The organism is Sporosarcina siberiensis, assembly GCF_042681925.1.
GTDB lineage: Bacteria > Bacillota > Bacilli > Bacillales_A > Planococcaceae > Sporosarcina > Sporosarcina siberiensis.
Window position 1 is genome coordinate 51,228 of the sequence record NZ_JBHUGI010000035.1, and the last position, 24,188, is coordinate 75,415.

At 38.3% G+C, this 24,188-nt stretch carries 24 protein-coding genes; 8 read left to right on the forward strand and 16 right to left on the reverse strand.

Annotation, left to right across the window (positions count from 1 at the left end):
- Nucleotides 1-5: 5 nt before the first annotated feature.
- The 3 genes from ACFSFY_RS15860 to ACFSFY_RS15870 form a co-directional block, all read right to left on the reverse strand.
- A complete protein-coding gene (locus ACFSFY_RS15860) occupies nt 6-911 on the reverse strand; it encodes a DUF5996 family protein (RefSeq protein WP_381539735.1) in 906 nt (301 codons plus the stop codon).
- Nucleotides 912-1,037: 126 nt separating this feature from the next.
- Nucleotides 1,038-1,772, reverse strand: a complete 735-nt coding sequence (locus ACFSFY_RS15865; RefSeq protein WP_381539737.1) for an alpha/beta hydrolase — start codon at nt 1,770-1,772, stop codon at nt 1,038-1,040.
- Between the two features lie 180 nt (nt 1,773-1,952).
- The gene (locus ACFSFY_RS15870) at nt 1,953-3,044 is read right to left on the reverse strand and encodes a low temperature requirement protein A (protein WP_381539739.1); all 1,092 of its coding nucleotides are present in this window, start codon (nt 3,042-3,044) and stop codon (nt 1,953-1,955) included.
- 287 nt (nt 3,045-3,331) lie between these two features.
- Here ACFSFY_RS15870 and ACFSFY_RS15875 point away from each other — a divergent pair, with 287 nt between their 5' ends.
- Together ACFSFY_RS15875 and ACFSFY_RS15880 are read left to right on the forward strand one after the other, a co-directional pair.
- Entirely contained in the window at nt 3,332-3,955 is a 624-nt protein-coding gene (locus ACFSFY_RS15875) for a cache domain-containing protein (protein ID WP_381539741.1), read from the forward strand.
- Entirely contained in the window at nt 3,956-5,074 is a 1,119-nt protein-coding gene (locus ACFSFY_RS15880; RefSeq protein WP_381539743.1) for a methyl-accepting chemotaxis protein, read from the forward strand.
- Between the two features lie 507 nt (nt 5,075-5,581).
- On the opposite strand, the gene ACFSFY_RS15885 is transcribed toward ACFSFY_RS15880, so the two are convergent.
- The 5 genes from ACFSFY_RS15885 to ACFSFY_RS15905 all read right to left on the reverse strand — a co-directional run bounded on the left by ACFSFY_RS15885 (nt 5,582) and on the right by ACFSFY_RS15905 (nt 12,079).
- Nucleotides 5,582-5,782 carry a cold-shock protein gene (locus ACFSFY_RS15885; protein ID WP_381539745.1) on the reverse strand — a complete coding sequence of 67 codons (201 nt, stop codon included), beginning with the start codon at nt 5,780-5,782 and terminating at the stop codon, nt 5,582-5,584.
- 208 nt (nt 5,783-5,990) lie between these two features.
- Nucleotides 5,991-7,418 (reverse strand): SLC13 family permease, encoded by a 1,428-nt coding sequence (locus tag ACFSFY_RS15890; protein ID WP_381539747.1) that lies wholly within the window; start codon nt 7,416-7,418, stop codon nt 5,991-5,993.
- A 135-nt stretch (nt 7,419-7,553) separates the two neighbouring features.
- The gene (locus ACFSFY_RS15895) at nt 7,554-8,966 is read right to left on the reverse strand and encodes a VWA domain-containing protein (RefSeq protein WP_381539749.1); all 1,413 of its coding nucleotides are present in this window, start codon (nt 8,964-8,966) and stop codon (nt 7,554-7,556) included.
- A 21-nt stretch (nt 8,967-8,987) separates the two neighbouring features.
- Nucleotides 8,988-10,157: an AAA family ATPase gene (locus ACFSFY_RS15900; protein WP_381539751.1), complete on the reverse strand. Its 1,170-nt coding sequence runs from the start codon at nt 10,155-10,157 to the stop codon at nt 8,988-8,990.
- A gap of 245 nt (nt 10,158-10,402) precedes the next feature.
- Nucleotides 10,403-12,079: a DUF2207 domain-containing protein gene (locus tag ACFSFY_RS15905; protein ID WP_381539753.1), complete on the reverse strand. Its 1,677-nt coding sequence runs from the start codon at nt 12,077-12,079 to the stop codon at nt 10,403-10,405.
- Between the two features lie 144 nt (nt 12,080-12,223).
- On the opposite strand from ACFSFY_RS15905, the gene ACFSFY_RS15910 reads away from it, so the two are divergent.
- From ACFSFY_RS15910 to ACFSFY_RS15935, 6 genes are all read left to right on the forward strand, one after another.
- On the forward strand, nt 12,224-13,108 hold the full coding sequence (locus tag ACFSFY_RS15910; RefSeq protein WP_381539755.1) for a TIGR01777 family oxidoreductase: 885 nt from the start codon (nt 12,224-12,226) through the stop codon (nt 13,106-13,108).
- Between the two features lie 219 nt (nt 13,109-13,327).
- Nucleotides 13,328-13,675, forward strand: a complete 348-nt coding sequence (locus ACFSFY_RS15915) for an ArsR/SmtB family transcription factor (protein ID WP_381539757.1) — start codon at nt 13,328-13,330, stop codon at nt 13,673-13,675.
- A gap of 15 nt (nt 13,676-13,690) precedes the next feature.
- Nucleotides 13,691-14,989, forward strand: a complete 1,299-nt coding sequence (locus ACFSFY_RS15920) for an arsenic transporter (RefSeq protein ID WP_381539759.1) — start codon at nt 13,691-13,693, stop codon at nt 14,987-14,989.
- A gap of 21 nt (nt 14,990-15,010) precedes the next feature.
- Nucleotides 15,011-15,430, forward strand: a complete 420-nt coding sequence (arsC, locus tag ACFSFY_RS15925; RefSeq protein WP_381539761.1) for an arsenate reductase (thioredoxin) — start codon at nt 15,011-15,013, stop codon at nt 15,428-15,430.
- A gap of 207 nt (nt 15,431-15,637) precedes the next feature.
- The gene (locus tag ACFSFY_RS15930) at nt 15,638-16,069 is read left to right on the forward strand and encodes a MarR family transcriptional regulator (RefSeq protein WP_381539763.1); all 432 of its coding nucleotides are present in this window, start codon (nt 15,638-15,640) and stop codon (nt 16,067-16,069) included.
- A 58-nt stretch (nt 16,070-16,127) separates the two neighbouring features.
- A complete protein-coding gene (locus tag ACFSFY_RS15935) occupies nt 16,128-17,291 on the forward strand; it encodes an MFS transporter (RefSeq protein ID WP_381539765.1) in 1,164 nt (387 codons plus the stop codon).
- Nucleotides 17,292-17,401: 110 nt separating this feature from the next.
- Here ACFSFY_RS15935 and ACFSFY_RS15940 read toward each other — a convergent pair whose 3' ends face one another.
- The 8 genes from ACFSFY_RS15940 to ACFSFY_RS15975 all read right to left on the reverse strand — a co-directional run bounded on the left by ACFSFY_RS15940 (nt 17,402) and on the right by ACFSFY_RS15975 (nt 24,103).
- Complete coding sequence (locus tag ACFSFY_RS15940; protein ID WP_381539767.1) at nt 17,402-18,307, reverse strand: DUF4300 family protein; 906 nt, start codon at nt 18,305-18,307, stop codon at nt 17,402-17,404.
- A 158-nt stretch (nt 18,308-18,465) separates the two neighbouring features.
- Nucleotides 18,466-18,975 carry a MepB family protein gene (locus tag ACFSFY_RS15945; RefSeq protein ID WP_381539769.1) on the reverse strand — a complete coding sequence of 170 codons (510 nt, stop codon included), beginning with the start codon at nt 18,973-18,975 and terminating at the stop codon, nt 18,466-18,468.
- A gap of 62 nt (nt 18,976-19,037) precedes the next feature.
- Complete coding sequence (locus ACFSFY_RS15950) at nt 19,038-19,802, reverse strand: HAAS domain-containing protein (RefSeq protein WP_381539771.1); 765 nt, start codon at nt 19,800-19,802, stop codon at nt 19,038-19,040.
- The gene (locus tag ACFSFY_RS15955) at nt 19,792-20,130 is read right to left on the reverse strand and encodes a PadR family transcriptional regulator (RefSeq protein WP_381539922.1); all 339 of its coding nucleotides are present in this window, start codon (nt 20,128-20,130) and stop codon (nt 19,792-19,794) included. The genes ACFSFY_RS15950 and ACFSFY_RS15955 overlap by 11 nt, the downstream gene beginning before the upstream one ends.
- Nucleotides 20,131-20,306: 176 nt before the next feature.
- The gene (locus ACFSFY_RS15960) at nt 20,307-20,690 is read right to left on the reverse strand and encodes an oxidoreductase (protein WP_381539924.1); all 384 of its coding nucleotides are present in this window, start codon (nt 20,688-20,690) and stop codon (nt 20,307-20,309) included.
- On the reverse strand, nt 20,687-21,544 hold the full coding sequence (locus ACFSFY_RS15965) for an NADH:flavin oxidoreductase/NADH oxidase family protein (protein ID WP_381539772.1): 858 nt from the start codon (nt 21,542-21,544) through the stop codon (nt 20,687-20,689). The genes ACFSFY_RS15960 and ACFSFY_RS15965 overlap by 4 nt, the downstream gene beginning before the upstream one ends.
- 2 nt (nt 21,545-21,546) lie before the next feature.
- A complete protein-coding gene (locus ACFSFY_RS15970) occupies nt 21,547-22,089 on the reverse strand; it encodes a hypothetical protein (RefSeq protein WP_381539774.1) in 543 nt (180 codons plus the stop codon).
- Nucleotides 22,090-22,423: 334 nt separating this feature from the next.
- Nucleotides 22,424-24,103, reverse strand: coding sequence for a multicopper oxidase family protein (locus ACFSFY_RS15975; protein ID WP_381539776.1), 1,680 nt, complete (start codon nt 24,101-24,103; stop codon nt 22,424-22,426).
- Nucleotides 24,104-24,188: the final 85 nt, after the last annotated feature.

Genomic DNA, 24,188 nt, shown 5'->3' on the forward strand with positions numbered 1-24,188 from the left:
CATGTTCATTGTTTTTTATTCTTTTCCATTTTCAACTCCACAAAGCTGTGTTCTGTATTTTGCCATTTTAAATATTCGAATGACTTTCTACACGAAGCTTCCATGAAGCGAATGACTTCTCCAGATTCAGCTTGGTCGATGCTATCTTTCATTTCATAAATGTATTCAGCCATCTTGGAACTGAAGTAACTTTCAGGTGGGAACGAATCATCCGTTTCCAACTCCACACCTTCCACAAAAGGATAAGGAAGGGTGAAGAACGTAGGATGTTCGAAATCATCATCGCCCAACCAGAAACCGAACTCTATCATATGCTCATCGAAAGCTGCCCGTTCAATTACTTTACTGTCATCTGGAAAAGGTTCGAACTCGTTATAAATAACGATGCAAGATACGTCGAAAGTCCCCCAGAAAAGTCCAGGATAAACCTTTCTTTGTCTGAACGGCGCAATGAACTGCTGTTCAGCATCCCATGCAAACTGGAACCACTTGAGAATCTGTCTTGCCACATCTTCTTTATAGTGATAATGAACAATATCATCTTCAAACGGCGTTTTCGTCTCCATTTCCTGCGGTTTTGTATGGATAGAAAGTGCCAATCCCACAGCGGCTGCAGTGTTCATGATCTCTTGATAGTATTCGCTAATCGACTTTCCATCCGTAAGCTTTATATCCGTGTCATTTTCTTCTGTTTTAATCACGATTATACTTTTAATTAAATCCACTTCGATTTCAAAATGTGAATCATTGTATTTAAGTAGCCCCGTGGAAAATCCACGCGGAGTAATATCAAGAATCACATGCGCCCACTGCGGTTCCTGTGCAGCATATTCAACCTTGACTTTACCTAGGATTTGAGAAATCAGCTGAAGTGTGATGATTTCCTTCTTATTTTTTTTGTAGAATCCCATTAATATCACCTCTTAGGGGAAACATTCCCCTCTTTAGATAAACATAAACTAGATATTCTCAAAAGATTTCAAAACAATTAGGAAAGCCAATGGTTCCAAAAAAGTTATTGTGATTCATTTATTTAATCAGGCTTGCGGACTGAGAAATTGATGTATTTGCTCAAACAATCGATCCTTTTCCTTACTTAACGTCATCAGATGTGATGTATTATAAAATTTTTCCAATTGAATTGTTTTTGAAGAAACGTTATCCGCAATTTCAAATGCACTTTCTTCGTAAGTAACTTCATCTCGCCCGCCATAATAAACAGCAATTGGAGCCGTAATCTTATCTAATTCATTTCTTGTTTCACTAATGAATTGCTTAAAGCGTTCGAAGGAATCCAAAGGCATTGAATCAAACCTCTTTAATTCTATCTTTATCTGCTGATCAGATTTATTTTCAAGTTTCTTATAACGGAATGCAAAATCAATTACACGTTTTTTCAATTCCAATGGCTGACTGTTCATAGGCACAGACATGACTATAACCTGTTCAATTGGAAATTGTTCCGCTAATTTCAAAGCGAAAACACCACCTACTGACAATCCAATGACTGTTACTTGTTTATATTTCTTCGCAAGTTCCTGGTAGCTTTCAAGAGTATCCTCCCACCAATCGTCAATTGTATAAGGAATTAATGCCTCCGCTTCTTCTCCGTGGCCCCTATATAATGGAGCGTAACAAGTAAATCCAAATGACTCATGAATTGATTTGGCAAGCATATTCATGTCACGTGTATGACTCGTAAATGAGTGGAGTAAGAGTACAGCTGTATCATTTCCGGCTATAAATATCGACTGGGCTTTTTTAATACGCATTTTCTCACCTCATACTAATTTTTTCTCTAAATGCTATCACAGCTATAGGTTCCCTAATCTAGTATGTGTAAAACCACAAAAAGGTATAATGGTTTTATATTCTCCCCGTACTTTTTTAATAACAACTACTTGTACAAGGACATGTGCACGATAACGGAATGAACAATACTTTTAAATGCACTATTTGGTCGTAATAATAGTGTATACAATAAAAAAGATCAGCAACTCGGTCAATAAAATAAGCACCGAAACGGGAAAAAGAAGATTGAATACGAGAAAAGTAGTTAAAATAGCGAGGAATAATAGTAAATGCCATATCTTCAACCGATGCTCAGGTATACGATATTTATGAAACACTGCCGTCGTAGATAAAAAATAGACAAAAGCAGTACCAAAAGTCAATATTAACAGGAATGTTGGGTTTACTTCATACAGGTAACTCATCTGAATTACAGCAGCAAACAAGCTCAACGACATCAAGATAAATAAGTGACCATAAATAATCACTTGCCCAGAAGTAACGGCCTCTTTATCGATTTTCTTCTCAAGGTTATCGAAATACTGCCACCACATCGTAATGATCAATAAAAACGCCAAGAAAATAAGAGATACTTCACTCCACAGAAACGCTTCTGTCTCAAATATAGCGACAAGGCTTACAATGGATTCCCCGAATACAATAATTGTCAACAGACCAAATCGTTCCAATAGGTGTGGCGTGTTGACCGGTACTCTTTTCAAGTATTGTCTATTTAGGATTGGAACTAAGATATCCACAAAAATACCCAGATACAAGAGAAAGTATCTTACCCAAGTATCGAAGAACAGAGATGAAAGAGAAATACTGATTCCAATCAGAAACCCGAACCCTAATCTTTTTGCCACCTCACGCTCTCCTCCGTGGACATCACGGATGGTGTAAATGTATTGCAGTGACGTTACGAAACGAACACCAATATACCCGATTAAAAATGGAATATAGTAGCTATCAAAGTCTGGTGACAGGCTCGCTGTCAACATAACCATAAAAAACATTTGCACAATCATAAATAAGCGATGCGATAGTTTCTCTTCCCCAAACCGGTTCGTATAAAGTGTATGACCTACCCAGGACCACCAGATTGGGATGAAGATCAAGGCAAACTTGAACAGGTATTCTAAGGGAATCACTCCGTTTTCCAAGTGGAGCAATACGCGTGTTGCTTTCGCTATTGCCGCAACAAAAATTAAATCAAAAAACAACTCCAGCCACATCACTCGCTTATGGGTCACCAGCCATCACTCCTTTTAAATTAACGAATTCTTTCACATCTGCTTCCCTCATAACAATGTCGAAGTTAACCGCTCCAAAGAATAAAACCACTAAAATCCGACATTTTTTATTTCTTTTTAAATTATATAGTTTCCATAATAATTGTGCATTATTTAGTAAACAGATTATTAAAATTGGATTTAGAAGTTGAATGATCATTTCTTTGTAAAATAAGATGTAAGAACACTTTTAATTGCCGATATAGATAGAAGAATCAGTTACTATATTAGGATGGGGTTGTTTAAAGTTGAGAATAAAAAGTATTAAATCAAAAATAATATTTGTTTCCGTCCTACTCTTAGTTGTTCCAAGTTTAATTGTCGGTTTAATGAGTTATAAATCTGCAAGTCAAGGGTTAGATACTGCAGGGAAAGTAACCATTCAAAATGCCGTGACAATGGCTATGCAAACAATTGATGCCTTAAATAATGAAGTTGAAGCAGGAAATCTAAGTTTAGAGGAAGCCCAGGAACAAGTAAAAGTCTATTTGCTTGGCGAGTTGGATGAAGAAGGAAAAAGACCTATTAATTCAGATATAAATCTCGGAAAGCACGGATATTTTGTTGTTTATGATGCAGAAGGAAATGAAGTTGCCCACCCTACAATCGAAGGACAAAACGTTTGGGAAACACAAGATAAGAGTGGTCAATATTTAGTTCAAGAACAGATTAAAGCTGCCCAGAACGGTGGCGGATTCACAACTTATCTTTGGAACTTCCCAAATGAGCCGGATCGTATTGGAGAAAAAATTATGTACAATGATTTAGATCCGAATTGGGGTTGGATAGTAACAGCTGGATCTTACTTAGAAGACTTTAACGAAAGTTCGAGTCAAATACTATGGACCTTCTTAATAACACTTGCTATTTAGGTGGTTGTTGGAGGGATTGTCGTATATACATTTGCAGACAATATTTCCAAGTCCATTATCCGTGTGAAAAATCAACTACATGAATTAAGCGAAAATAATTTAACTGTTGAAAATTTAAATATGAAAAGAACTGATGAAATTGGTGAACTAGGAGATAGTATGGATCTCATGAAAAATAATCTTTCTCATGTAATCGAAAACATATCCGATGTATCTTCCACTTTGGCTGCCTATTCTGAAGAACTTGCGGCAAGCGCAGAAGAAACAAATAGAGCAACGGATCAAATTGTGGGCTCCACTCAAGATATTTCCGAAAGTGCAGAGTCACAATCTACGATGGCACAAGACTCAGAAAGAACGGTGCAAACAATGGCCAAAAGCATTAATGATATTCAATTCTACATGGAACGCGTAAGAGAAGCAGCAGATGAATCCTATAAAAAAATGCAACTCGGTAAGTCAGAGTTAGAAAAGTCTTCAAGGATAATGGAAGAGATTCAAACAAAAACTTCTCAAGCTGGTTCCTCTATTCATCAGCTCGGAAGTAAATCCAACGAAATTGGAAAGATTGTTGGGCTAATAGCGGACATTTCAGCGCAAACAAATCTACTCGCATTAAATGCCGCAATCGAAGCGGCTCGCGCTGGTGAGCATGGAAAAGGCTTCGCAGTAGTTGCAGACGAAGTAAGAAAGTTAGCAGAAGAATCAAATCGATCAGCTTCACAAATTAACCAGCTCGTTCTCGGTATACAAGGAGATATTGAGCAATCGGTTCAAATGATGGTTGAAGGTGAACAGTCCGTACAAGATGGTATTGAATCTCTACGATTTACAGGTCAAGAGTTTGAGCAAATCGAACAGTCTACAATGGAAATCGTAAAAGAGGCCAAGCAAGTATCATCTTCAGTCCGTCACGTGAATGATGGCACCGAGCAAATGGTACAAGCAGTCGAAGAGACTGCTAAGATGGTCAGTCAATCTGCTGAATTGACCGGTACCCTTGCTGCCGCATCAGAAGAGCAAAGTGCATCTATCCAAGAAGTAGCCGCTGCATCTACTTCTTTGTCCAACATGGCCGAGGAGTTAGGGAAACTTGTTGGGACGTTTAAATTAAAGTGATTTGCCGGCAATATATGTTAAAGACACCAAGGTATTAAAAAACTAAATTAAATACAAAAAGAGAGTCCAAATTCGCATACGAATTGGACTCTCTCTTTATTTTCCTAAACAACATCCTTTAAGATTCAAAACCATTGCAATAGATATACTCCTAACGCTTTGCTACCAGTTGGCTGTTTCATCTGTCCTCAGGACGAATTGGAATTCATTCATCTTTGAGTATGCTTTTAGCTGTTGGCCCATACGGAGTCAGTCATGCAGTGGTTATGACAGAACGTCTTTATCGCAGACGTCGACGCCAATAGGATCAGTGAAAGCCGGAACAAGCATAATTAAACTATTGATACGAACATTAGGGTAGGAAAGGTTTCGCTTCTCGATGGACTCCGCATAAAAAAACACATTTCCTCACTTTTATTCGAATGAATAGCTGGTACCATGTCCAATAAAATTATTTTAGGGGAAAAAAAAGACCCTACATAAATGTAGGGTCTTTTTAAGCTATTATTAAGCTTTTTGAACGTTTGTAGCTTGTAGGCCACGTTGTCCTTCTTCAATTTCAAATGTTACACTTTGACCTTCGTCTAAAGATTTGAAACCTTCGCTTTGAATTGCTGAGAAATGTACGAAAACGTCATCCCCTGCTTCACGCTCGATAAATCCAAAACCTTTTTCTGCATTAAACCACTTAACTGTACCTTGTTCCATATATGTTGCCTCCTATGTGTGGATATCCACACAATATGTTACTATCCTTGCTCAAATACCTTAGACGAAAAACAAAATCTTTTCTCAATCTGAAAACGAACAAAAATAACTCTTCTTAACAATAACCCATATATGCTGAAATAGCAAATGAAATGATTTTCAATTCTAATTAAGATATTAAAATTCAACCTAAGTAAAGACATCTTTTTTATATTACTAGCAAACCAATCCATCTCCACCAAGTTACCGCGACAAGGATTGTTGCAAGTATTGTAATAAGTGTTGCGTACAAACCAGGTTTCAAAAAGTCTTTCTGTGTGATCATCCCAGTACTGTGCGCCAAAATATTGGGCATGGATTCTACAACCAATATGAAGCCAAACAAACAGGTTAATCCTGCTACAAATCCGACTAACAAAGGATCCGTTCCTGCATTCGCAGCCACACTTATAAGGATTGGCACCAATGTTACAACTGCCGTCGAGACGTTTGATATCATTTTATGAAAAATCTGCGCAGTCACCACAACAACAATAACTGCTGACAACGGATTTTGAAGTAACGACATAAACCAATCCGCACTTAAATATTCACTTATTGTTTCTGCTGCACCTGATTCGACAAATGTATACCCCATTGACAAAGTGACGCTCAACAATAAGACGGTATTGTAATTTATTTTCACAACATGTTCCCAAGAAGCGACTCCCACTTTTGGCAAAGTCATAAGCACAACTCCTATTAAAGCCGGGATACTTGGATGCATTCCATGGATTGGTTCAGTTAACCACAAAACGACCAAAAAAATCAGGATAATGAAACAGCGAATTTCTTCCCTGCCTACAGACCCTAATTCTTTGAGTCTATCATTCATTTCAGATTCAATTTCAGGAAAGAATTGCTGCTCCTTAGGCAATGGAAACACTTTTAGTAGGAGAAGCCATATGGATGGAATTAGGATCAGCCACAAAGGAAATGTATAGAAAAACCATTGGAAATAGGATATTTTAATACCCGCAAACCGATTTAGAAGTTCTACGGTTAAAATATTTCCAATTGCAGCAGTCATGACGGCGGTTCCACTAATAGTACCGCCATAAGCCACACCAAGTACAATCATTTTTCTTAAATTACTTCCAGGCTTAGCATCTACCGTTTCAATAATCATCTTAGAGACCGGCAACATAAGGGCCGATCGGACAGCGGTTGCAGGAATAAAAAATGCTTGAATTTGCTGAATGATGATAATGCTCCCTAATAACCCCTTTGAAGTACTTCCCCACCTTTTCAATATTTTATAAGACATTCTCTTAATCAGAGATGTTTCGTTCACAGCGGTTGCAAGCATCATCCCACCGACAATCAAATACGTAGCGGGAGAAGAAAATCCGCTAAAAACAATAGAGGTTTCCGCCACATTAAATATAAGCATTAATATTAAAATAATGAGTGCAGTTAGTCCCATAGGTATTGGTTCAAAGCTCCATAAGATGATTCCCAGAGTAATAATACCTGTCATTATCTTGGCAGAACTGGAAAAAGTATCGGGCAAGAATAAAATCATAACTAAAAAACCTGAAATAGCAAAGGCTAGACTCGTAAACGTTTTGATATTTTCATTCTTATATATTGTCAAAACTCTTAGCCACCTCACTATCAAACTATCAATAGCATATGTGTAATTCTAATTGTCTGTCAAGTTTGCATAGGAGTATTGCTCCGCAAAATAAAAAGCACAGTCAAAAGACAGTGCTCAAATTTAAATTCACATTTATATTTCAAATGCCCTAAAACTCCCTTCGTCATCAAAATCTTGAATTTGGACAACTTTATCTGAAAAGGATTCTACTGAATCTACGCAATCGCCTATTACTAGGGACAGTACATTAAACTCCTTTTCTTTCTTTTGCTTCACAAATTCTTCCAGAAATAAATTTTCTAAGCAATCTTCACCATCCGTAACAAAAATTAAATCAGCTTCTTTAAACGCACTTTCATTAATTGTATTCACCGCTTGAGTCAAAGCAAGTGTAAAATCTGTGCCTCCACCTAAGAATGTTTGGGCTAAAGTGATCATATCCGAACTTTTTATAGACCCTTTTCCATATGTCAGTACTTGAGTACGAGTAGAGAATAAAATCAAACAAAAATTCCGCCTTTGTTTTTTTGCAATCGACATAAGCGCTAGCGTAAAACCTTTAGACTGAGCGTCTAACTTATCCATACTCCCAGACTGATCCAAACAAAGTATGATGGGTCCTTTCCCTAACACCTCACGTCCCTTTTGCTCATATTGCATCGTTTGACCGTCTACAAAACGGCGTAAGAAATCCTTTCTTGTGAGTGGATGTATGTAAAAACCCAATTCCATTGGCAACAATCTTTCAATGTGATTCCCTAAAGTAACGCCGCTTCTTTCCATTGAAGTGCTGCGCTTGGTTTTTTGCTTTTTACGGACGACCTGTTTAAAACGACCGGCCCACTCTGCAATTTCTTTCATTTTTTTAGTTGATGCGATTTTTTCAGCTAACGCGAGTTGGTCTCTCAAGGGAATCTTTTTGAGTTCTGCTTCACCACTTCCCGCACTGCAGCCGCCAAACAAAGACTTTAAGCCTTCATTCACCTGCCTAGTCTCTTCTACAGCTAAAGCCAACTCTTGTGAAAAACTCTCACTATTGTCTTGAAGCATCTGTTTCAATTTTTCATTCAAGTTCGTGGAAGCTTCTATTAATTCTCCCTCCAATTGTTCATTCATTTGGAGTTCCATGTAAATTGGGTGAATTTGAGCCAGCTGTTTTTGAAAGTCATCATCATTAATTATTTGCTCTGCTAGCCACTGGTTCGTTTTCTCTCCCAATTTCACCGTACCAATTGCAGACGCCAAGTCATCCAGTTTCGTGAAATTCCTGAAGTGGGTATAGGACTCATCCGTCATAATTCTTTCTAGCACTAATTTATTCACTTTAAGGTCACTGTCTACTTCATCTACCGTAATTTCAGGTTTCATCTTATATAATGAAGCCCAAATATCGGCAAGTAAGTGCTCAAACATCGGTAAGACTCCTTCGCCCCTAATTCTTTGAAGGGCAGAAGACATCTCAAAGATTTCTTTGAAGCGTCTCTTGTCGAATGCATCTGTGTTCAGCACGGAATGATTGTCCTTGTGATGCTTATGGATCTTCACGGCGAACACTCCCTTTCATAGTTAAAAAAAGACGCTGGTAGACTTTCTTTTTCCCTTTTGTGCCTCAAAGTAATACGGATCTAAAATACGATCTAAGATTTCATGTTGCATTGAGGTCACTTTATCGATTAATCCATTGATGTCGGCTTTTCTACTTTGATTGTGGGTTTTAAGTTGATTCAAATCAGCTAATAAAGCTTTCATTTTTACATTCGCTTCCATTCCAGCTTCTGGCGAGTGATCTTGCACCATGGAATAATAAACGTCCGTCGCTTCATTTTGTATGGTGTACAGAGATTGAGTAACAGCGTTTTGAGAGTGATTTCGAATTACGTTAGAGACGGTACTTATTTGGTCAACCGTTTCCCAAAGAGCATTTTCAAGAATTTCGATATCGTCTATGTTGACAACTTGCCTTTGGTTAAGCAACGCCTTCGCTTGCAACACACTTAAGGACTGCTTGAACCTCCGATCTGACGGCCGAATGCCTTCATCTCGCAATTCTATGCGGATCCTAGATAGAGCTTCATACACTTCGTCCGGAATGAATACCTCATCCGTCAACAACTGAAGTTGCGTCAGTTCTTCCTTAGTGATGGACGGCATTTCCTGAGTTTGTCCAATGCCTTTCATCATAGAAACAAAGTTCGTTTCATCTGCGATAAAATCGATTTCAAAGCGTAAAAGGAAACGATCGAATAACGCTTCAAGCCCTTCCCCCTCCTCAGGGTATTCATTGGACGCCCCTATAACAGACATCAAGGGAACTTGAACCGGCGAGCCGTCGTTATAAAAGAGTCTTTCATTAATAAGAGTTAGTAGACTGTTTAAAATTGCAGAATTCGCTTTAAAGATTTCATCCAAAAAAACGAGATGGGCTTCCGGCATTTTTGTCGTTGTAACTCTCTTGTATATTCCCTTTTCAAGGTCTTTTAAAGACAGTGGACCAAAGACTTCTTCTGGAGTACTGAACCGAGTGAGCAACCACTGAAAATACGTCGTTCCATTTATAATCTTTGCCAATTCCACCGACAATGCCGACTTAGCAGTTCCCGCTGGACCAATCATCAACATATGTTGCCTAGAAAGGAGAGCCACAAGAATTCCCTCCACTTGTTTTTCACGTTCATAAAACTTTGAATTGAGAGCATCTCTAATTTCCGCTAACTTTCTAAGATTTGGATTCTTCATTTTGGTTAACTCCTTCAATTGAAATGAAAATGGCAAAGTCCCTCATAGTACAGTGTGTTTCAAAAGAAGTATTCTATACTTTTTATCTTGCGGTGCCAGTCACTCACACGATTTAGACTCAATTCAGAAGAACAAAACCTAAGTGTTCATAGAAACCGACAATAGAGCCAAAACCAGGCTTTAAAATAGAAAAAACCACGTATGCAATCGACGATGATTGCATACGTGGTTTTGTACATATTTCGTCAAAAAGCTCCTGAACCGCCACCGCCGCCTCCAGTTCCTCCACCTGAATAGGAACTTGAAGAGTCACTGGCTGCTGTGTTCGTATTCGCGCTTACAAAAGAAGAGGTCATCATAATTGGATTGAAATAGATGAAGCTCATGTTTCCAAAGTTGGAACTTTCACGATTTGTTCGGGTTTCGGCTTCTGCAAATTCGGTGAACTGTTTGCCAAAGCTTTTATCTCCACAACCGATTGCATACGTGTATGAACGGAACTTGTCATCTGTCGATAGTCGTTTCCATTCATCAAGGTCTAGATCACGAAACGCTTTTTTAAACTGATGCCATTCTTGGAATATACGATATCCCTCTTTGTTTCTGGGTTTATAAAAAATCGCAAACGATAATCCAATGATCATCAACACAATTGTAATCGCCATATACATAAAGAGGTCATAAATTCCAAACTGAATCGTGACAACAATCATCGCCGTACTCAACAAAGCGATAATCCATCTCAATCCCACTTTTTGCTCGTATAGCTCTTTTGACTTTATTTCCTCTGTAATGCCCTCACGCCATTTTAACAGCGCTGCATTATACGATGCATGATTCTTCTTGTTTTTCGTATACACTTCTAAATCCTTAATTTTGAAGATTTCATCTTTACCGATATAGCCAAATAATAACTTAATCAATCTTTCTTCATGAGGATAATCGACATCCCGACTAATACATTCGAATTCATCATCCGACAATTGCTTTACATACCCTTTTCGAACGAGATCGAGTAAAGCAGCCGACGTCGCCTCCGGACTGAAACCGTTACCCGTCGTATAATGGATTGTTGCCGGCATGCTCATTTCACCTGCCGGAACTGAAAATTCTGCTTCCCTAACTTTTACATTGCTCTTTTTCCGACGTGATGAAATCGTTCCCCAGCCGATTAAACCAAGAAGAAACACTCCGAATCCAGCCATTAGAGGGAAGCCATAGTTCGCCGTATTCGCACGTCCTACAATAAACGCCGCTTCCTTATCCGCCATCTTCGTTTCTTCCGCAATCAGTTCATCACGAATGGTACCTTTAAGTGCTGTCGCATCTGGAAACAATTCCGATTCATAAACAACACGCACATCACCATTTTCACCTGACGGAACATATCCCATCGCAAAAGTTACCATTCCTTCTAAATCCAACGAACCTTTTTTATAAGCCACATCGTAACCAAGGTACTGTACGTCATTTGCTGGTGACGGTGGAAATACTTCAATCGTCATATTTTTATAGTCTGTTTCATTTCGATTATCAAAGAATGGCCAGTAAAACTCAGCTCCATCATCATATTTCTGCACCGCATTCACAATCTCGTAATGCATTTCAACTACAACAGTTTCATCATTGCCCGATCTAAAAACCTTATATTCTCCCTTATTCTGTTCCACTTCAAGAGTTTCACCATTTTCATAAGCCTTGAAGTCTGCAATTGCCGACCCTTTTTTGGCAATCAACGTACGGATAATCCCTTTAAATTTACTGTCAAAGACATATGTATGCTTTTCAATAACAACCGCATCTCCGCTAGGTTGCAAATCGACAGTAATCATGACGTCCGATATTTCAAAATCCACAGCGAATGCAGCTGTCGGAAATAAAACTGCAACGAGAAATAGAAACAAAATCATCGTTCTCTTCATTACGGTCACTCCTTTATATACTTACGGATTTGCGATGAAAAAGTTTCAAAAAGAAAATGATATACAAATCAGACTTTTATCGGAATCTTAAGTAGTCTCACTATCGTCCTATTTGTAAGAACTAACAAGAAACGAGTGAATGATATGAAAAAGAAAATCGTTATTGCTGGTGGAACAGGCTTTTTAGGTCACTATTTTGAGAAGAAATTTACGAACTTAGGATATGAAGTACTGATTATTTCGAGGCAAGCACAACATCTTTCATGGACAGATCAGACGAGTATTATCAAAGCTTTGGAAGATGCGGAAATGCTTATCAATCTTGCAGGGAAGTCCGTCAATTGTCGTTACAACGAGAAGAACAAGAAAGAAATCCTTAATTCCAGAACCGAAACCACTCACATCCTTGGGAATGCACTGTTGGCTTGCAAAAACCCACCCTCTTTATGGATCAATTCAAGTACGGCTACAATTTACAGGCACGCTGAAGATTGTCCTATGACAGAATCGACAGGTGAAATTGGAACTGGTTTCTCAGTAGATGTAGCTAAAGCATGGGAAGAATCCTTATTTTCTTTCAATCTTCCTCAAACAAGGAAAGTTGCCTTAAGAATAGCCATCGTACTTGGGAAGGACGGCGGAGTGATGGAACCCTATCGCAACCTGGTTCGTTTCGGTCTCGGCGGTGTACAAGGATCAGGAAAACAAATGTTCAGCTGGATTCATATTGAAGATGTATTCCGCATTATTTTGTTCATTCAAAAAAACAAACAGTTGACTGGAGTTTTCAATTGTTCAGCCCCCCACCCCATCACGAACCAGGAATTTATGTCACAACTGCGAAAGTCGATGGACCGAAAGATAGGTTTTCCAGCACCGAAATGGATGCTTGAAATGGGTTCAGTCTTTCTGCGCACAGAAACCGAATTGGTGCTTAAAAGTCGTTGGGTTGTTCCCGAAAGGTTAGATAAGGAAGGATTTAAGTTTACTTATTCTACGATGGATAAAGCGTTGGAACATATACTGTGAAATCAGGTTTTGAAAGAGCAACATATCCATACGATTATGACTACTGGTGCCTGCACGTCTCACGACTGGTTAAACAATTCATTTGTTTACTAGTTGTGTGGCGAGAGGCATCATTTTCTATGATGGATGAAAAAATGAGAGTCCACTGCCTGAATTCCAAAATACCCTTGACTACATAAGCACATGCTTATATAGTAATAATGGAACGGAGGGTTATATTTGAATAAGACTGAAACGATTGATATTCATCGTGCGTCACAATTATTAAAACTACTCGGTGATCCAACTCGTTTGACGATGATGAAGTTACTCAAGTCACACGAATGCTGTGTGTGTGAATTTGTGGAGATTTTTAAAATGAGTCAGCCCGCAATTAGCCAGCACTTGCGTAAACTTAGAGATATTAAATTAGTAAAAGAAGAACGTAAAGGACAATGGATCTTCTTCTCAATCAATGAAAGCCATGAAGATTATCCATTTGTTAAAAGCATTCTAGAATATCTTCCAGAACAAAGTGATTCAATCACTGAATTGAAAACAAAAGGACTTCGGGTCTGTTGTGAATAGGGAGGAGAAAGTCCATTGGTTTCAGTTATTACCGCTTCATTAATTTTCATAATTACACTCATTTTTGTTATATGGCAGCCTAGAAACTTGTCTATTGGATGGTCTGCATGTATCGGCGCACTCATTGCTTTGCTATTAGGAGTTGTCAATTTTCAGGACGTCATTGACGTTACAGGAATCGTCTGGAATGCAACGCTTGCTTTTATCGCTATCATTATTATTTCATTAATTTTAGATGAAATCGGATTCTTCGAGTGGTCTGCCCTACATATGGCAAGATTAGCAAAAGGCAGCGGGATTCGCATGTTTATTTACGTCAGTATTCTAGGAGCTGCAGTTGCGGCGTTATTCGCAAATGACGGGGCTGCCCTTATACTAACGCCAATTGTGCTTGCAATGGTACGAAATTTGAATTTCAATGAAAAAATGATTTTCCCTTTCATCATTGCCAGTGGTTTTATTGCAGATACAACCTCGCTACCTTTAGTCGTAAGTAACTTAGTCAATATTGTCTCGGCAGACTTTTTCGGAATTGGCTTTGTCGAATATGCTTCTCGAATGATTGTTCCTAATCTTTTTGCTTTAGTGGCAAGTATTTTAGTCCTGTTGTTATTCTTCCGCAAAAGCATACCTAAAAACTATAATGTCTCCGATTTAAAACAACCAAAAGAAGCGATTAAGGATTTAAAAATGTTTCGTCTCTCTTGGGTAATATTAAGCGTATTACTCATTGGTTATTTCTCTAGCGGACTTACAGGACTTCCTGTTTCAATTATTGCTGGAATTACGGCTCTCTTTTTTATGATCATGGCGCAAAGAAGTGCTGCTGTTCAAACGAAACAAGTGTTAAAAAGTGCACCTTGGGCAATCGTATTCTTCTCTGTTGGTATGTATGTCGTTGTCTACGGATTGCGTAATGTTGGTTTAACAAGTGTCTTGGCAGATGTCATTCAAGTGGCTGCCAATCAGGGACTCTTTGTTGCAACGATTTCAATGGGGTTTATTGCAGCAATCTTATCCTCCATTATGAATAATATGCCTACAGTTATGATTAATGCATTAGCAATATCAGAAACGAGTACATCAGAGCCCATTCGTGAAGCTTTGATTTATGCAAATATCATCGGGTCGGATTTAGGTCCCAAAATCACACCAATCGGATCCTTGGCTACCTTATTATGGCTGCATGTACTCTCTCAAAAAGGTATAAAGATCTCATGGGGTCGCTATTTTAAGATTGGAATACTTTTAACAGTCCCTACACTCCTAATTACACTAATCGGACTGTATTTATGGCTATCATTTATTCAATAAACTAAAAAGGAGATGTTCATTATGTCTAAAAAGACACTCTATTTCTTATGTACAGGAAACTCATGCCGTAGCCAAATGGCTGAAGGATGGGGTAAGAAATATCTTGGGAACGAGTGGCAAGTTCTTAGTGCAGGAATTGAAGCACATGGTGTCAATCCAAGCGCTGTTAAAGCGATGAATGAAGCCGGTGTCGATATTTCGAGTCAAACTTCGGATCGTATTGATCTGGAAATTTTACACAATGCAGATTTTATCGTCACACTTTGCGGAGATGCCGCTGACAAGTGTCCAATGACGCCACCTGGAACTAAACGAGCTCATTGGGGTTTTGATGACCCTGCTAAAGCGGAAGGAACAGAGGATGAGATATGGGCATTCTTCGAGCGAGTACGCGATGAAATTGGTGCGAGAATTGAACGTTTTGCTAAAACAGGAGAATAACATCTTTTTATAGGAACAGTTGAACTTTACCGATATTGAGCACGTTTCAAAACTAAAAGCACTTATGAAATCAATAATGATTTCATAAGTGCTTTTAGTTGTTTACTCTATTAAATCATTGACACCCTCCTAAAATACACGTACACTATTAAAAGGTTTAACGGTTAAAGTATATATTCATTAAAGTGATTAGAAAGAAGGGTATAAATGGACCGACTGGAACAATTTCGTGAGTTTGAAATTCTTTTCTGGCAGTTATCTAGAAAAACGGAATATTTATGGAAAGATATTTATGCAAAAACCTTTCCAGGTTCACAATCGCGGATTATGTATTTGCTTGAACAAAATGGCCCTATGAAAATGTCCGAGTTTGCAAGTTCTTTGCATATTACTGCTGGGGCTGTCACAACTGCTTCAAATCTATTAATTGAAAATGGCTACATTTCTCGATTACGAAATGAAACAGATCGCCGAGTCGTCCGCTTAGTATTGACGGACAAAGGTAGAGAAACACTTAATGCTCTAAAAAGCGAAGGTAAAGAGATGATGAATTTAGTATTCAAGGACATCTCAGATTCGGACTTGAATACGCTACGCACAATCTTTAAACAAGCGACTATCAATATCGATACTATGTGAAAAATAGATTCACATAGTACCCGTTCAACTAATTTATTTTTTTAAAAAGGAAGCGATTATGATTAACAAAATGCTTAAACCAACAATTTTATCCATTGGGATGGCTACAGTAATGGCTGGTGCTGCAATTTCCCCCGCGCTAGCACTCATTGCAAAAGCCTTTCCAGAGGCAAGTCCGACGATGATTAAACTCATCTTAACCGCTCCCTCTATAATGATTATTCCATTTTCATTTCTATCCAGCTATTTAACCTCTAAGTTAACGAAGAGAACAATTATATTGATTGGATTGGTTATTTACTTAATCGGTGGGATTGGCCCACAGTTTGTACCGACGATTGAATTACTATTACTCTTTCGTTTAATTTTAGGTGCCGGTGTTGGACTTGTGATGCCTCTATCTATGTCACTTATCAATGACTATTATATAGGTAGGGAACGAACAAAAATGATGGGCTACAACTCCGCCTTTAGTAATTTAGGTGGAATCTTAACGATGTTACTTGCCGGTTGGCTTGCGACATTTGGCTGGCGAGTTCCTTTTAATGTGTACTTTTTAGGACTCTTCATCTTTATATTAGTTTTCTTCTTTTTACCTAAAGGTGAACTACAAAAGCCGAAAAAGAATGAGAAGAAATCGAGGCTACCGCTAGCTGTGTTCGGTTTTGCACTTGCAATGGGTGGGATTATGTTAGCCTATTATTCCATTGCCACAAACATCGCTATTTACTTAGAACAAAGCGAGTTAGGTGGCACAGCACTTGCCGGGACAGTCATATCTTTCACGACCGTTGGTGGTATGATTACGAGCTTATTACTCGTTCAAATTGAATTGACACTTAAAAATTACGCCATACCCATTATGCTTTCAGGGATGGGTATCGCTTTTCTTTTATTAACATTTACCCATAGTGTTCCAATCGTTATGTTAAGTGTTTGTCTCATCGGATTTGGACAAGGTTCCTTATTCCCTATCCTTGTCTTAAAAGCCCTTGATAGTGTACCCTTCCATCAGGCGGACCAAGCAATTGCAGTGACTTCCAGCTTTACATTTTTAGGACAATTTTTGTCGCCAATTGTGCTCGACGGAATCGGGAAACTTGCAAACCAAGACAGCATTCGCTTCCAATACGGAACACTTTCCGTTACGATTTTAATCATCGTTGCAATCAGTACTTGGACGATAGTACGGAACAATAAACAAACACCTTCTCTTACTTAAGAATGAGTTTTAGTGGGTTGTAAACGTATCATTTCATAGAAAAAAGCCTAATCCCTTCTACTTTTCAGTTGGGAATTAGGCTTTTTTCGTCTATATTCTTTATGCTCAAATCAATCATTCTCTCGGTTGTTCGGATTTTCTCTATACCCTTCCAACAGCTCATCATTCTCCATAATAAAAGGCTTTGCCGTTGGTTGGTCCCAAGAGATGTCGTATTTATTCATTAAGTAATCATTTAATTCAACGCGCTTGTTGAATTTCAATGCTTGATAAGGCTCTTGTAAACCTATCTTCTCAAGGAACAACAGCTTACCATCCTCAGTTGGTATGAGGACACCGATATGACCGATAAATAAGTATCCTTCTTCATCATGAAAAAACACAGAAATAAGTGAGGTCTTGTCATCGTTTGTAAATTGAATCTCTTTCTCTTTCCAGTCTTCTTGTATGTTCTTCACATGAACGGCTATGTCTTTAGTGCTTTCTGTCGGTACAAAAGAATATAACGTTCTAAATTGTTCTTGTTCGACTTCGTCAAATAACTTTTCCGGACTGTGCTCCAAAGCCATCTCATCAAACATTAACCAATCCGCATTTTCGACATCCGGTTGGCCAATCGATATCGAATCTTTCATTAAATCATACGAAGTGATCCGGCAATTGTATCCGAGGAACTCGGGGTTTTTTGCATCCCACATATCCAGCATTGCGAGTTGATCATATTCAGGTTCTAGGCTATCAATCGTTGTAAATCCTTTTTCAGTCAAGCCTTCTTCCTTAATTGTACTATTAAAATGGTCAACCCCTCGAAAAAAAGTATCGACATTTTCTGTTGGAACTCCAGCGTACTCAAGAGCTTCTTTCACTTCATCTCGACTTGTCGCATCCGTCAAATTTGAGTAGGTCAAACTCTGCGCATAGTCCTCTTCTTCTTTAGTGTTTGAAGCATTTGAACAACTCGCCAATGTTAACAAGGACATAACAGCGATTAGTAGAAACGATGTGTGTTTTTTCATAAATTTCCTAATCTCCTTATGTATGTAGATGGTGGACACAACTTGATGTAAGATATCGTTCTAGAACAGACTTACTTTATATGTCTCCAAACTATTGGACGTGAAGCTAGAACATAAAGTTTTCAAATCGAATGAAATAAAGTGCAAGTTTGAGAAACCTAAAACAAATACAACTCTCTTATTTTGTCTATGGATAGCTTTCCCACTGTACTCATATCAATAAAATAAGGCAACTGCCATTTTTGGGTGTTCTTCGCTTGGATACTAGTCGGGAAATCCCAACTCGGATAAACTCTGATTGCCATTTTGCCTTTTGTTGAAGCGGATTTAAGAATGTTTTGCTCGTAAAGGATTTCTTTAGGAAAAACAAATTGTCCTAATTCATTTTCATTATTAAACGTAGTTATCACTAATAAATCAGGGAATTCTTCATAGGAATAAGGTTGGTTTTTATTATTTTCATCTTTTTCCCAAAAAGCAACGAACTGTCCTATTTTAGTAGGAGTTATCTTCGCAACTCTAAATCGAACTGTTTTAGAAGATACCTCAAATCTACCCCCACCATACTTACAATTTTGTTTTTCTTCTTGAATCAACTTTACAGTTAAGTGATTCGGTTCATAAATCGTCTTATTAACATACGATAATGCAGTATGAAACTGCTTCATTTCTCCACTCCTCAAAACATCAACTATAATGCCCATACGGCAATGACCATATTTCACTGCAACTATGGATTCCGTGGCTTTTCTAATTTTAACGATATGAACAGGTAAATCATAATTCCTCCAAAAGTAATAATAGTACTTATAATTAATTGTGTTTCGTATTGTAGAGAACCTAAACTTAATACATATTCCGGAACTGTTAACAATACCAAGATCACAACTAGTACCCAAGACTTCGCCCAAATGGATATTCCTACTATGAATAGCGTTGTGATCACGCCGATGATAAGACTTCCTATACTACCAAAATGAATGGTTGGAGAGTCCATAATTCTGTTCAAATAGATCAGGCCCACAAATGAGGAGATTGGTAATAACGCTAGCCCAAAGTATAACAAACTTTGTTTTACAACTGATTTCCCCATTGTAGATATATATTTAAATGCAGTGAAAACAGCAGCAATAAATAGAGTTACAACAACCAAATGTCCCACAATTTCTAAAATAGAATAAGAGAGATTCCCTTGCATTAAATCTGTGAAAATCTTAAAGGAAAAGGACCCAAATACGATAAGAACAATATATTTCGTCCATTCTCGATAATCAACATCCATTTCCTTTGCAATCATTTCTACATATTCTTTAGGGGATTCACCTATTATCTTTTCAATTGATTTCCCATTTTTCTCGGCTTCCGATAAATGAGCTTCCAATTCATCTAATATCTCTTCCATCTCATCAGACTTTTTTCCACTAGAAAATAAATAAACGCGTAAGTTTTCTAAGAACTCTTGACTTTTCTTGGACAGTTCCACTTCATTTTTCAATTGTCTCATCTCCTTTAGCGTCTAATTCTCTTTGGAGCACATTGTTCACGTTTTTTTGTAATCCGCTCCAGCGATTCTTAAATTCTTTCAACTCAAGCTCGCCACGGGGTGTAAGTGAGTAATATTTCCTTTTCGGTCCAGCTGTGGATTTTTTCAACCTTGATGTTACCAATTCTTCCTTTTGCATTCGCATTAATAAAGGATAAATTGTACCTTCACTAAAAGACTCGAATCCATAACTCTCCAGTTTTTCAGCCAATTCGTATCCATAGACTTCTTTGTTTTTTATTATTGCGAGCAAACAGCCTTCAATTATGCCCTTCAGCATTTGTGTCGATGACAAATGGACACCCCCTTCACAGTACCTTGCATTGCAAGAGTATTGATTTCGAACTACCTTGCATTACAAGTTACTCTTACTATATCGCAAGCACTCTTGTATTGCAAGGTAGCTGTATAAGTGTATCGAATTATTTAAAAACTGCACAGAATTACGGTATCATCCTATGCCCTTCTTCTTAAAAAGACACTACGACCATTCTCTAGAACGTTTTGTATTATAGAAACCCAAACATTATGGTTTGGATTTGGAGATTTAGATTTTCCGATTCTGGCTAACTGCTGTTCATACCAACCAATTTCTAACAACGAAGCACTTTTATCTATTAGTTTAATCCCTGTTTTGATGGGTTTAGCATCAACAGTTTTATAACTGCCGTTAAAGATTCTATTTGCCAAGTCTGGCACTAAGACAAAAGGTCTTGCGATTCCAACCATATCAATTTCTCCGTTTGCAATAGCTTCTTCCATCCCTTTTTGTGAACGAAAGCCGCCTGTGACTACTATTGGAGTGGAGATTAATTCCTGAGCCTTTTGAGCATACTCTATAAAATAAGCTTCTCTTTTTTTGTTGAGTCTTTTACATCTGCACCCATCATTATCGGATTCTCGTAATTTCCACCCGAAATTTCAATGAGATCAATCCCTATTTCGGACATTTTCTGAAGAACATCCATAGACTCATCTTCAGTGAATCCACCTTTTTGAAAATCAGCTGAGTTCAATTTAATTCCGATTGGAAATGAGTTCCCGACTTGTTTTCGGATTTCATGATATGTTTCTTCCAAAAACCTCATTCGATTTTCTAAGGTTCCTCCCCATTCATCTGTGCGCTGATTGTGGTGAGAGGATAAAAACTGGTTGAAAAGGTATCCGTGTGCTGCATGAATCTGAACGCCAGTAAAGCCTGCTTTCTTCGCAATTCTTGCCGCTTCTCCAAATCGGTTAATCAAGTCTTCAATTTCCGACAGCTTAAGAGCACGTGGCTCGTTAAAGAAACGTTTTAACCCCCCTGTAAGAGGGACCGCACTTGGTGCTACAGGTTCTTTTGAAATCATTTTAGGTGATTGCTTTCCTGGATGGTTCAGTTGCATCCAAAGGTGGGTTCCATTTTCAGTTCCAGCTTTCGCCCATTCCATTAACATCTCTATATCACGTTCATCTTCTATAGCAACGTTATTCGGCTCACCTAAAGCATTTCGATCTATCATAACGTTACCCGTCATGACAATACCCGCACCACCGTCAGCCCAGGTTTTATATAAAGTAACCAATGATTGACTCGGATTTTGATGCGTCGTTCCCAGCGCTTCACTCATCGCAGATTTAAAAATTCTATTCTTAATGATTGTTCCATTAGGAAGTTGAAGTGAATTCCCCAAAACGGACTTTGACTGATTCATTTTTAGTCTGTCTCCTTAGTATTGTTGAATCCAATTTTATAGAAAATGTTGCCGCTTCTAAGCAAGTATAAGCCCAATAACAAATTAACGACTGTTGAAACAAGGTTCTGAACAATATAGTTCATTTGATTGCTTGTCCCGATTATTTTGGCTGATGAAATAAATAATACATTGGATAAAAGTTGAAATGCAGTTGGAATGGAATAAATGATTAAAACTAGCCCAGCAAGCTTCATAAACAACCTAAACAATTGACCAATACCCTCTTCATTTTTTTCATCCCAGCCACGAAAAGCGAATTGAATTAAAGCTTCACCACTTTTAAGCAAATAAACCCCAATACTCACAAGCACAATAGGGTAGACAACTTGAAAGATCAGGGACAACCGATAATTACTTAAATCGTTTGCCGGCATCATATCCGGCTGGTTATAAACATAATAAAACTGAAGAACTACTGGAGCAATCTGAACAAAACTCCAAACGATTGTTAACACACCGAGAATTTTCAAACCAGCTATAAAAAAACTTTTAGGTTGAAACATTTGGGACCCTCCTTCAATACTTTTATTCTGCACAATTTTTACACAATTGGTTATCTTCTATAGATTGTAACACTTAAAGTAGATACAGATATACGATTTTCCTGATTAAACATAAGACACACGATATCTTATAGCTAGTTTCAACTCAGAGCCTTTCGGATCCTGTTTTTTAAAAAAACCTAACCCAATAATGATGTGCACCTCGCTAGTTAGGATTACGATCTAACTTGCGGGATGCACATCTAAGGTGTGTTATCTATATAATACAATTCTAAAGTTCCCGGTTCCTTACCACTCATTGATTACTAAAGTAGTTCTTTGGATTATTATTGCTTCACTTACATTCACATCGATACGTTTCCGAGCATGTTGGACATACACCCGAGAGATCATTCACTTCTTTAGAAGAGGATTTACAAGTACATAACAATTTGCAATCGCATCTTCGCTCGACAACTTCGAATGGGCGCATCATATCATAATCTTCATGCTCTAAAATGTGACAATGGTATACATAACGACCTGTGAATGGACCGAATTTCATAATGACACGGGTGACAAAACCTGGGGGAGATTGAACTGTATCTTTCCAACCGCATTCATTTCTAGCAGGTGATTGCGGTGGACCCGTAAAGTGTAACAGTCCATTTGAAGTGAATCCTTGCACATCGAATGGGAGTCGATCTAGAATTTGGAATTGTATAAGGTGGATATGCATTGGATGAGTCGCACCTGCCGTATTTATAAATCGCCATATCTCAGTATCATTCAGTTTCGGCTTCACATCGATTCGTTCCATAAATCCCTTATTGCTTAATGAAAAATTAAAGCGTCCGTACATATCAATACTTGCATCCAAAGTTATATCGCGCGTGCGAGTTGCATCGCACTCCTTCAACTTGGGGATATTGCTTAGAATGAAAGGCACTTTGCTCGTATCCTTTCCATTTAGCTGAATTACTCTAAACTGCATGACGAGCCCATCTTTATTAGGGTCTGGGGGTGTACCAATTGGTGGCGGAAAATTGAATGGTGAGTTTGCTGTATTCTTTATGACAATTTCTGTTCCCGGCTCATATTTAGAAAAGTCTATAACTACATCCATTCGTTCAGACGGCCCTATTGTTAATTCATTCATATAAACAGGTTTCTCCAATAGTCCACCATCCGAGCCAATTTGGATAAACTTCTGATCATTTGAAAGGCTCATTCGATAGAAACGTTCATTGGATGAATTCAGAATACGAAATCGGTATTTTCGCTGTTCCACTTCTAAAAATGGCCACACCTTACCATTCACTGTAACGTTCTCGAAAGTTTCGCCTGGCGTTACTGAAGGTTGGGGGAATTCCTTGCCGGGTTCAAGTGTGCCTGGTCTTACATTCGTCGTATCAGGATAAAATAGCGATCCATCCTCATTGAAGCCTTTATCCGAAATGACTATCGGTATTTCATACGCCCCAGAAGGAAGATTCAACTTCCGCTCTTCTTCATCCCGAATAATATACATCCCAACAAGACCTGAATAGACGTTCAGACGAGTAATTCCAATTGCGTGGTCGTGGTACCACAATGCGCCGGCACGTTGTTTATTATTGTATTTATATATGGGTGAATCAAATACAGGTCCAACAAATTTATAATCATTCGTAAACCAAGCTTCCGGATAGCCATCACTTTCCGGCTCTACTTCAGCACCGTGTAAATGCACGACAGTCCGAACTTCTGGCATATGTTCACTTGTACCATGAAGTGTCCGGTCGATTGGTAACAGATGCTTCTCGGGCAGTTGATTCATCCACTTCACATGTGCACATTCTCCTTGATTGACATTGATGACGGGGCCTGGGAATTGACCATCAAATCCCCATATTTTTGTAGGGGCTAAATCTCGATGAAATGAATGATGAAATTCCTTCATAGCAATCTCGTAATACGTAAAATCTTTATGCCGTTCCTTTGGTGAAATGTATTGTGGGATAGGTAACGGATCAACAAAGGGTGTCAAATCCATAACATCGTGTCCTTTCTTTCAAATTAGGCTTATGGATTAGTTAATGCGAGGAAGTTGGGTTATGTGCAAAGAATTAAAATGGCTC

What these genes read in the sequence shown, in the direction of transcription:
- ACFSFY_RS15970 (WP_381539774.1), bottom strand. Translation starts at nt 22,089, where the DNA reads ATGTTTCAACCTAAAAGTTTTTTTATAGCTGGTTTGAAAATTCTCGGT.
- ACFSFY_RS15905 (WP_381539753.1), bottom strand. Translation starts at nt 12,079, where the DNA reads ATGAAGAGAACGATGATTTTGTTTCTATTTCTCGTTGCAGTTTTATTT.
- ACFSFY_RS15910 (WP_381539755.1), top strand. Translation starts at nt 12,224, where the DNA reads ATGAAAAAGAAAATCGTTATTGCTGGTGGAACAGGCTTTTTAGGTCAC.
- ACFSFY_RS15930 (WP_381539763.1), top strand. Translation starts at nt 15,638, where the DNA reads ATGGACCGACTGGAACAATTTCGTGAGTTTGAAATTCTTTTCTGGCAG.
- ACFSFY_RS15885 (WP_381539745.1), bottom strand. Translation starts at nt 5,782, where the DNA reads ATGGAACAAGGTACAGTTAAGTGGTTTAATGCAGAAAAAGGTTTTGGA.
- ACFSFY_RS15945 (WP_381539769.1), bottom strand. Translation starts at nt 18,975, where the DNA reads ATGAAGCAGTTTCATACTGCATTATCGTATGTTAATAAGACGATTTAT.
- ACFSFY_RS15975 (WP_381539776.1), bottom strand. Translation starts at nt 24,103, where the DNA reads ATGGATTTGACACCCTTTGTTGATCCGTTACCTATCCCACAATACATT.
- ACFSFY_RS15860 (WP_381539735.1), bottom strand. Translation starts at nt 911, where the DNA reads ATGGGATTCTACAAAAAAAATAAGAAGGAAATCATCACACTTCAGCTG.
- ACFSFY_RS15865 (WP_381539737.1), bottom strand. Translation starts at nt 1,772, where the DNA reads ATGCGTATTAAAAAAGCCCAGTCGATATTTATAGCCGGAAATGATACA.
- arsC (WP_381539761.1), top strand. Translation starts at nt 15,011, where the DNA reads ATGTCTAAAAAGACACTCTATTTCTTATGTACAGGAAACTCATGCCGT.
- ACFSFY_RS15900 (WP_381539751.1), bottom strand. Translation starts at nt 10,157, where the DNA reads ATGAAGAATCCAAATCTTAGAAAGTTAGCGGAAATTAGAGATGCTCTC.
- ACFSFY_RS15965 (WP_381539772.1), bottom strand. Translation starts at nt 21,544, where the DNA reads ATGAATCAGTCAAAGTCCGTTTTGGGGAATTCACTTCAACTTCCTAAT.
- ACFSFY_RS15940 (WP_381539767.1), bottom strand. Translation starts at nt 18,307, where the DNA reads ATGAAAAAACACACATCGTTTCTACTAATCGCTGTTATGTCCTTGTTA.
- ACFSFY_RS15955 (WP_381539922.1), bottom strand. Translation starts at nt 20,130, where the DNA reads ATGCTGAAGGGCATAATTGAAGGCTGTTTGCTCGCAATAATAAAAAAC.
- ACFSFY_RS15935 (WP_381539765.1), top strand. Translation starts at nt 16,128, where the DNA reads ATGATTAACAAAATGCTTAAACCAACAATTTTATCCATTGGGATGGCT.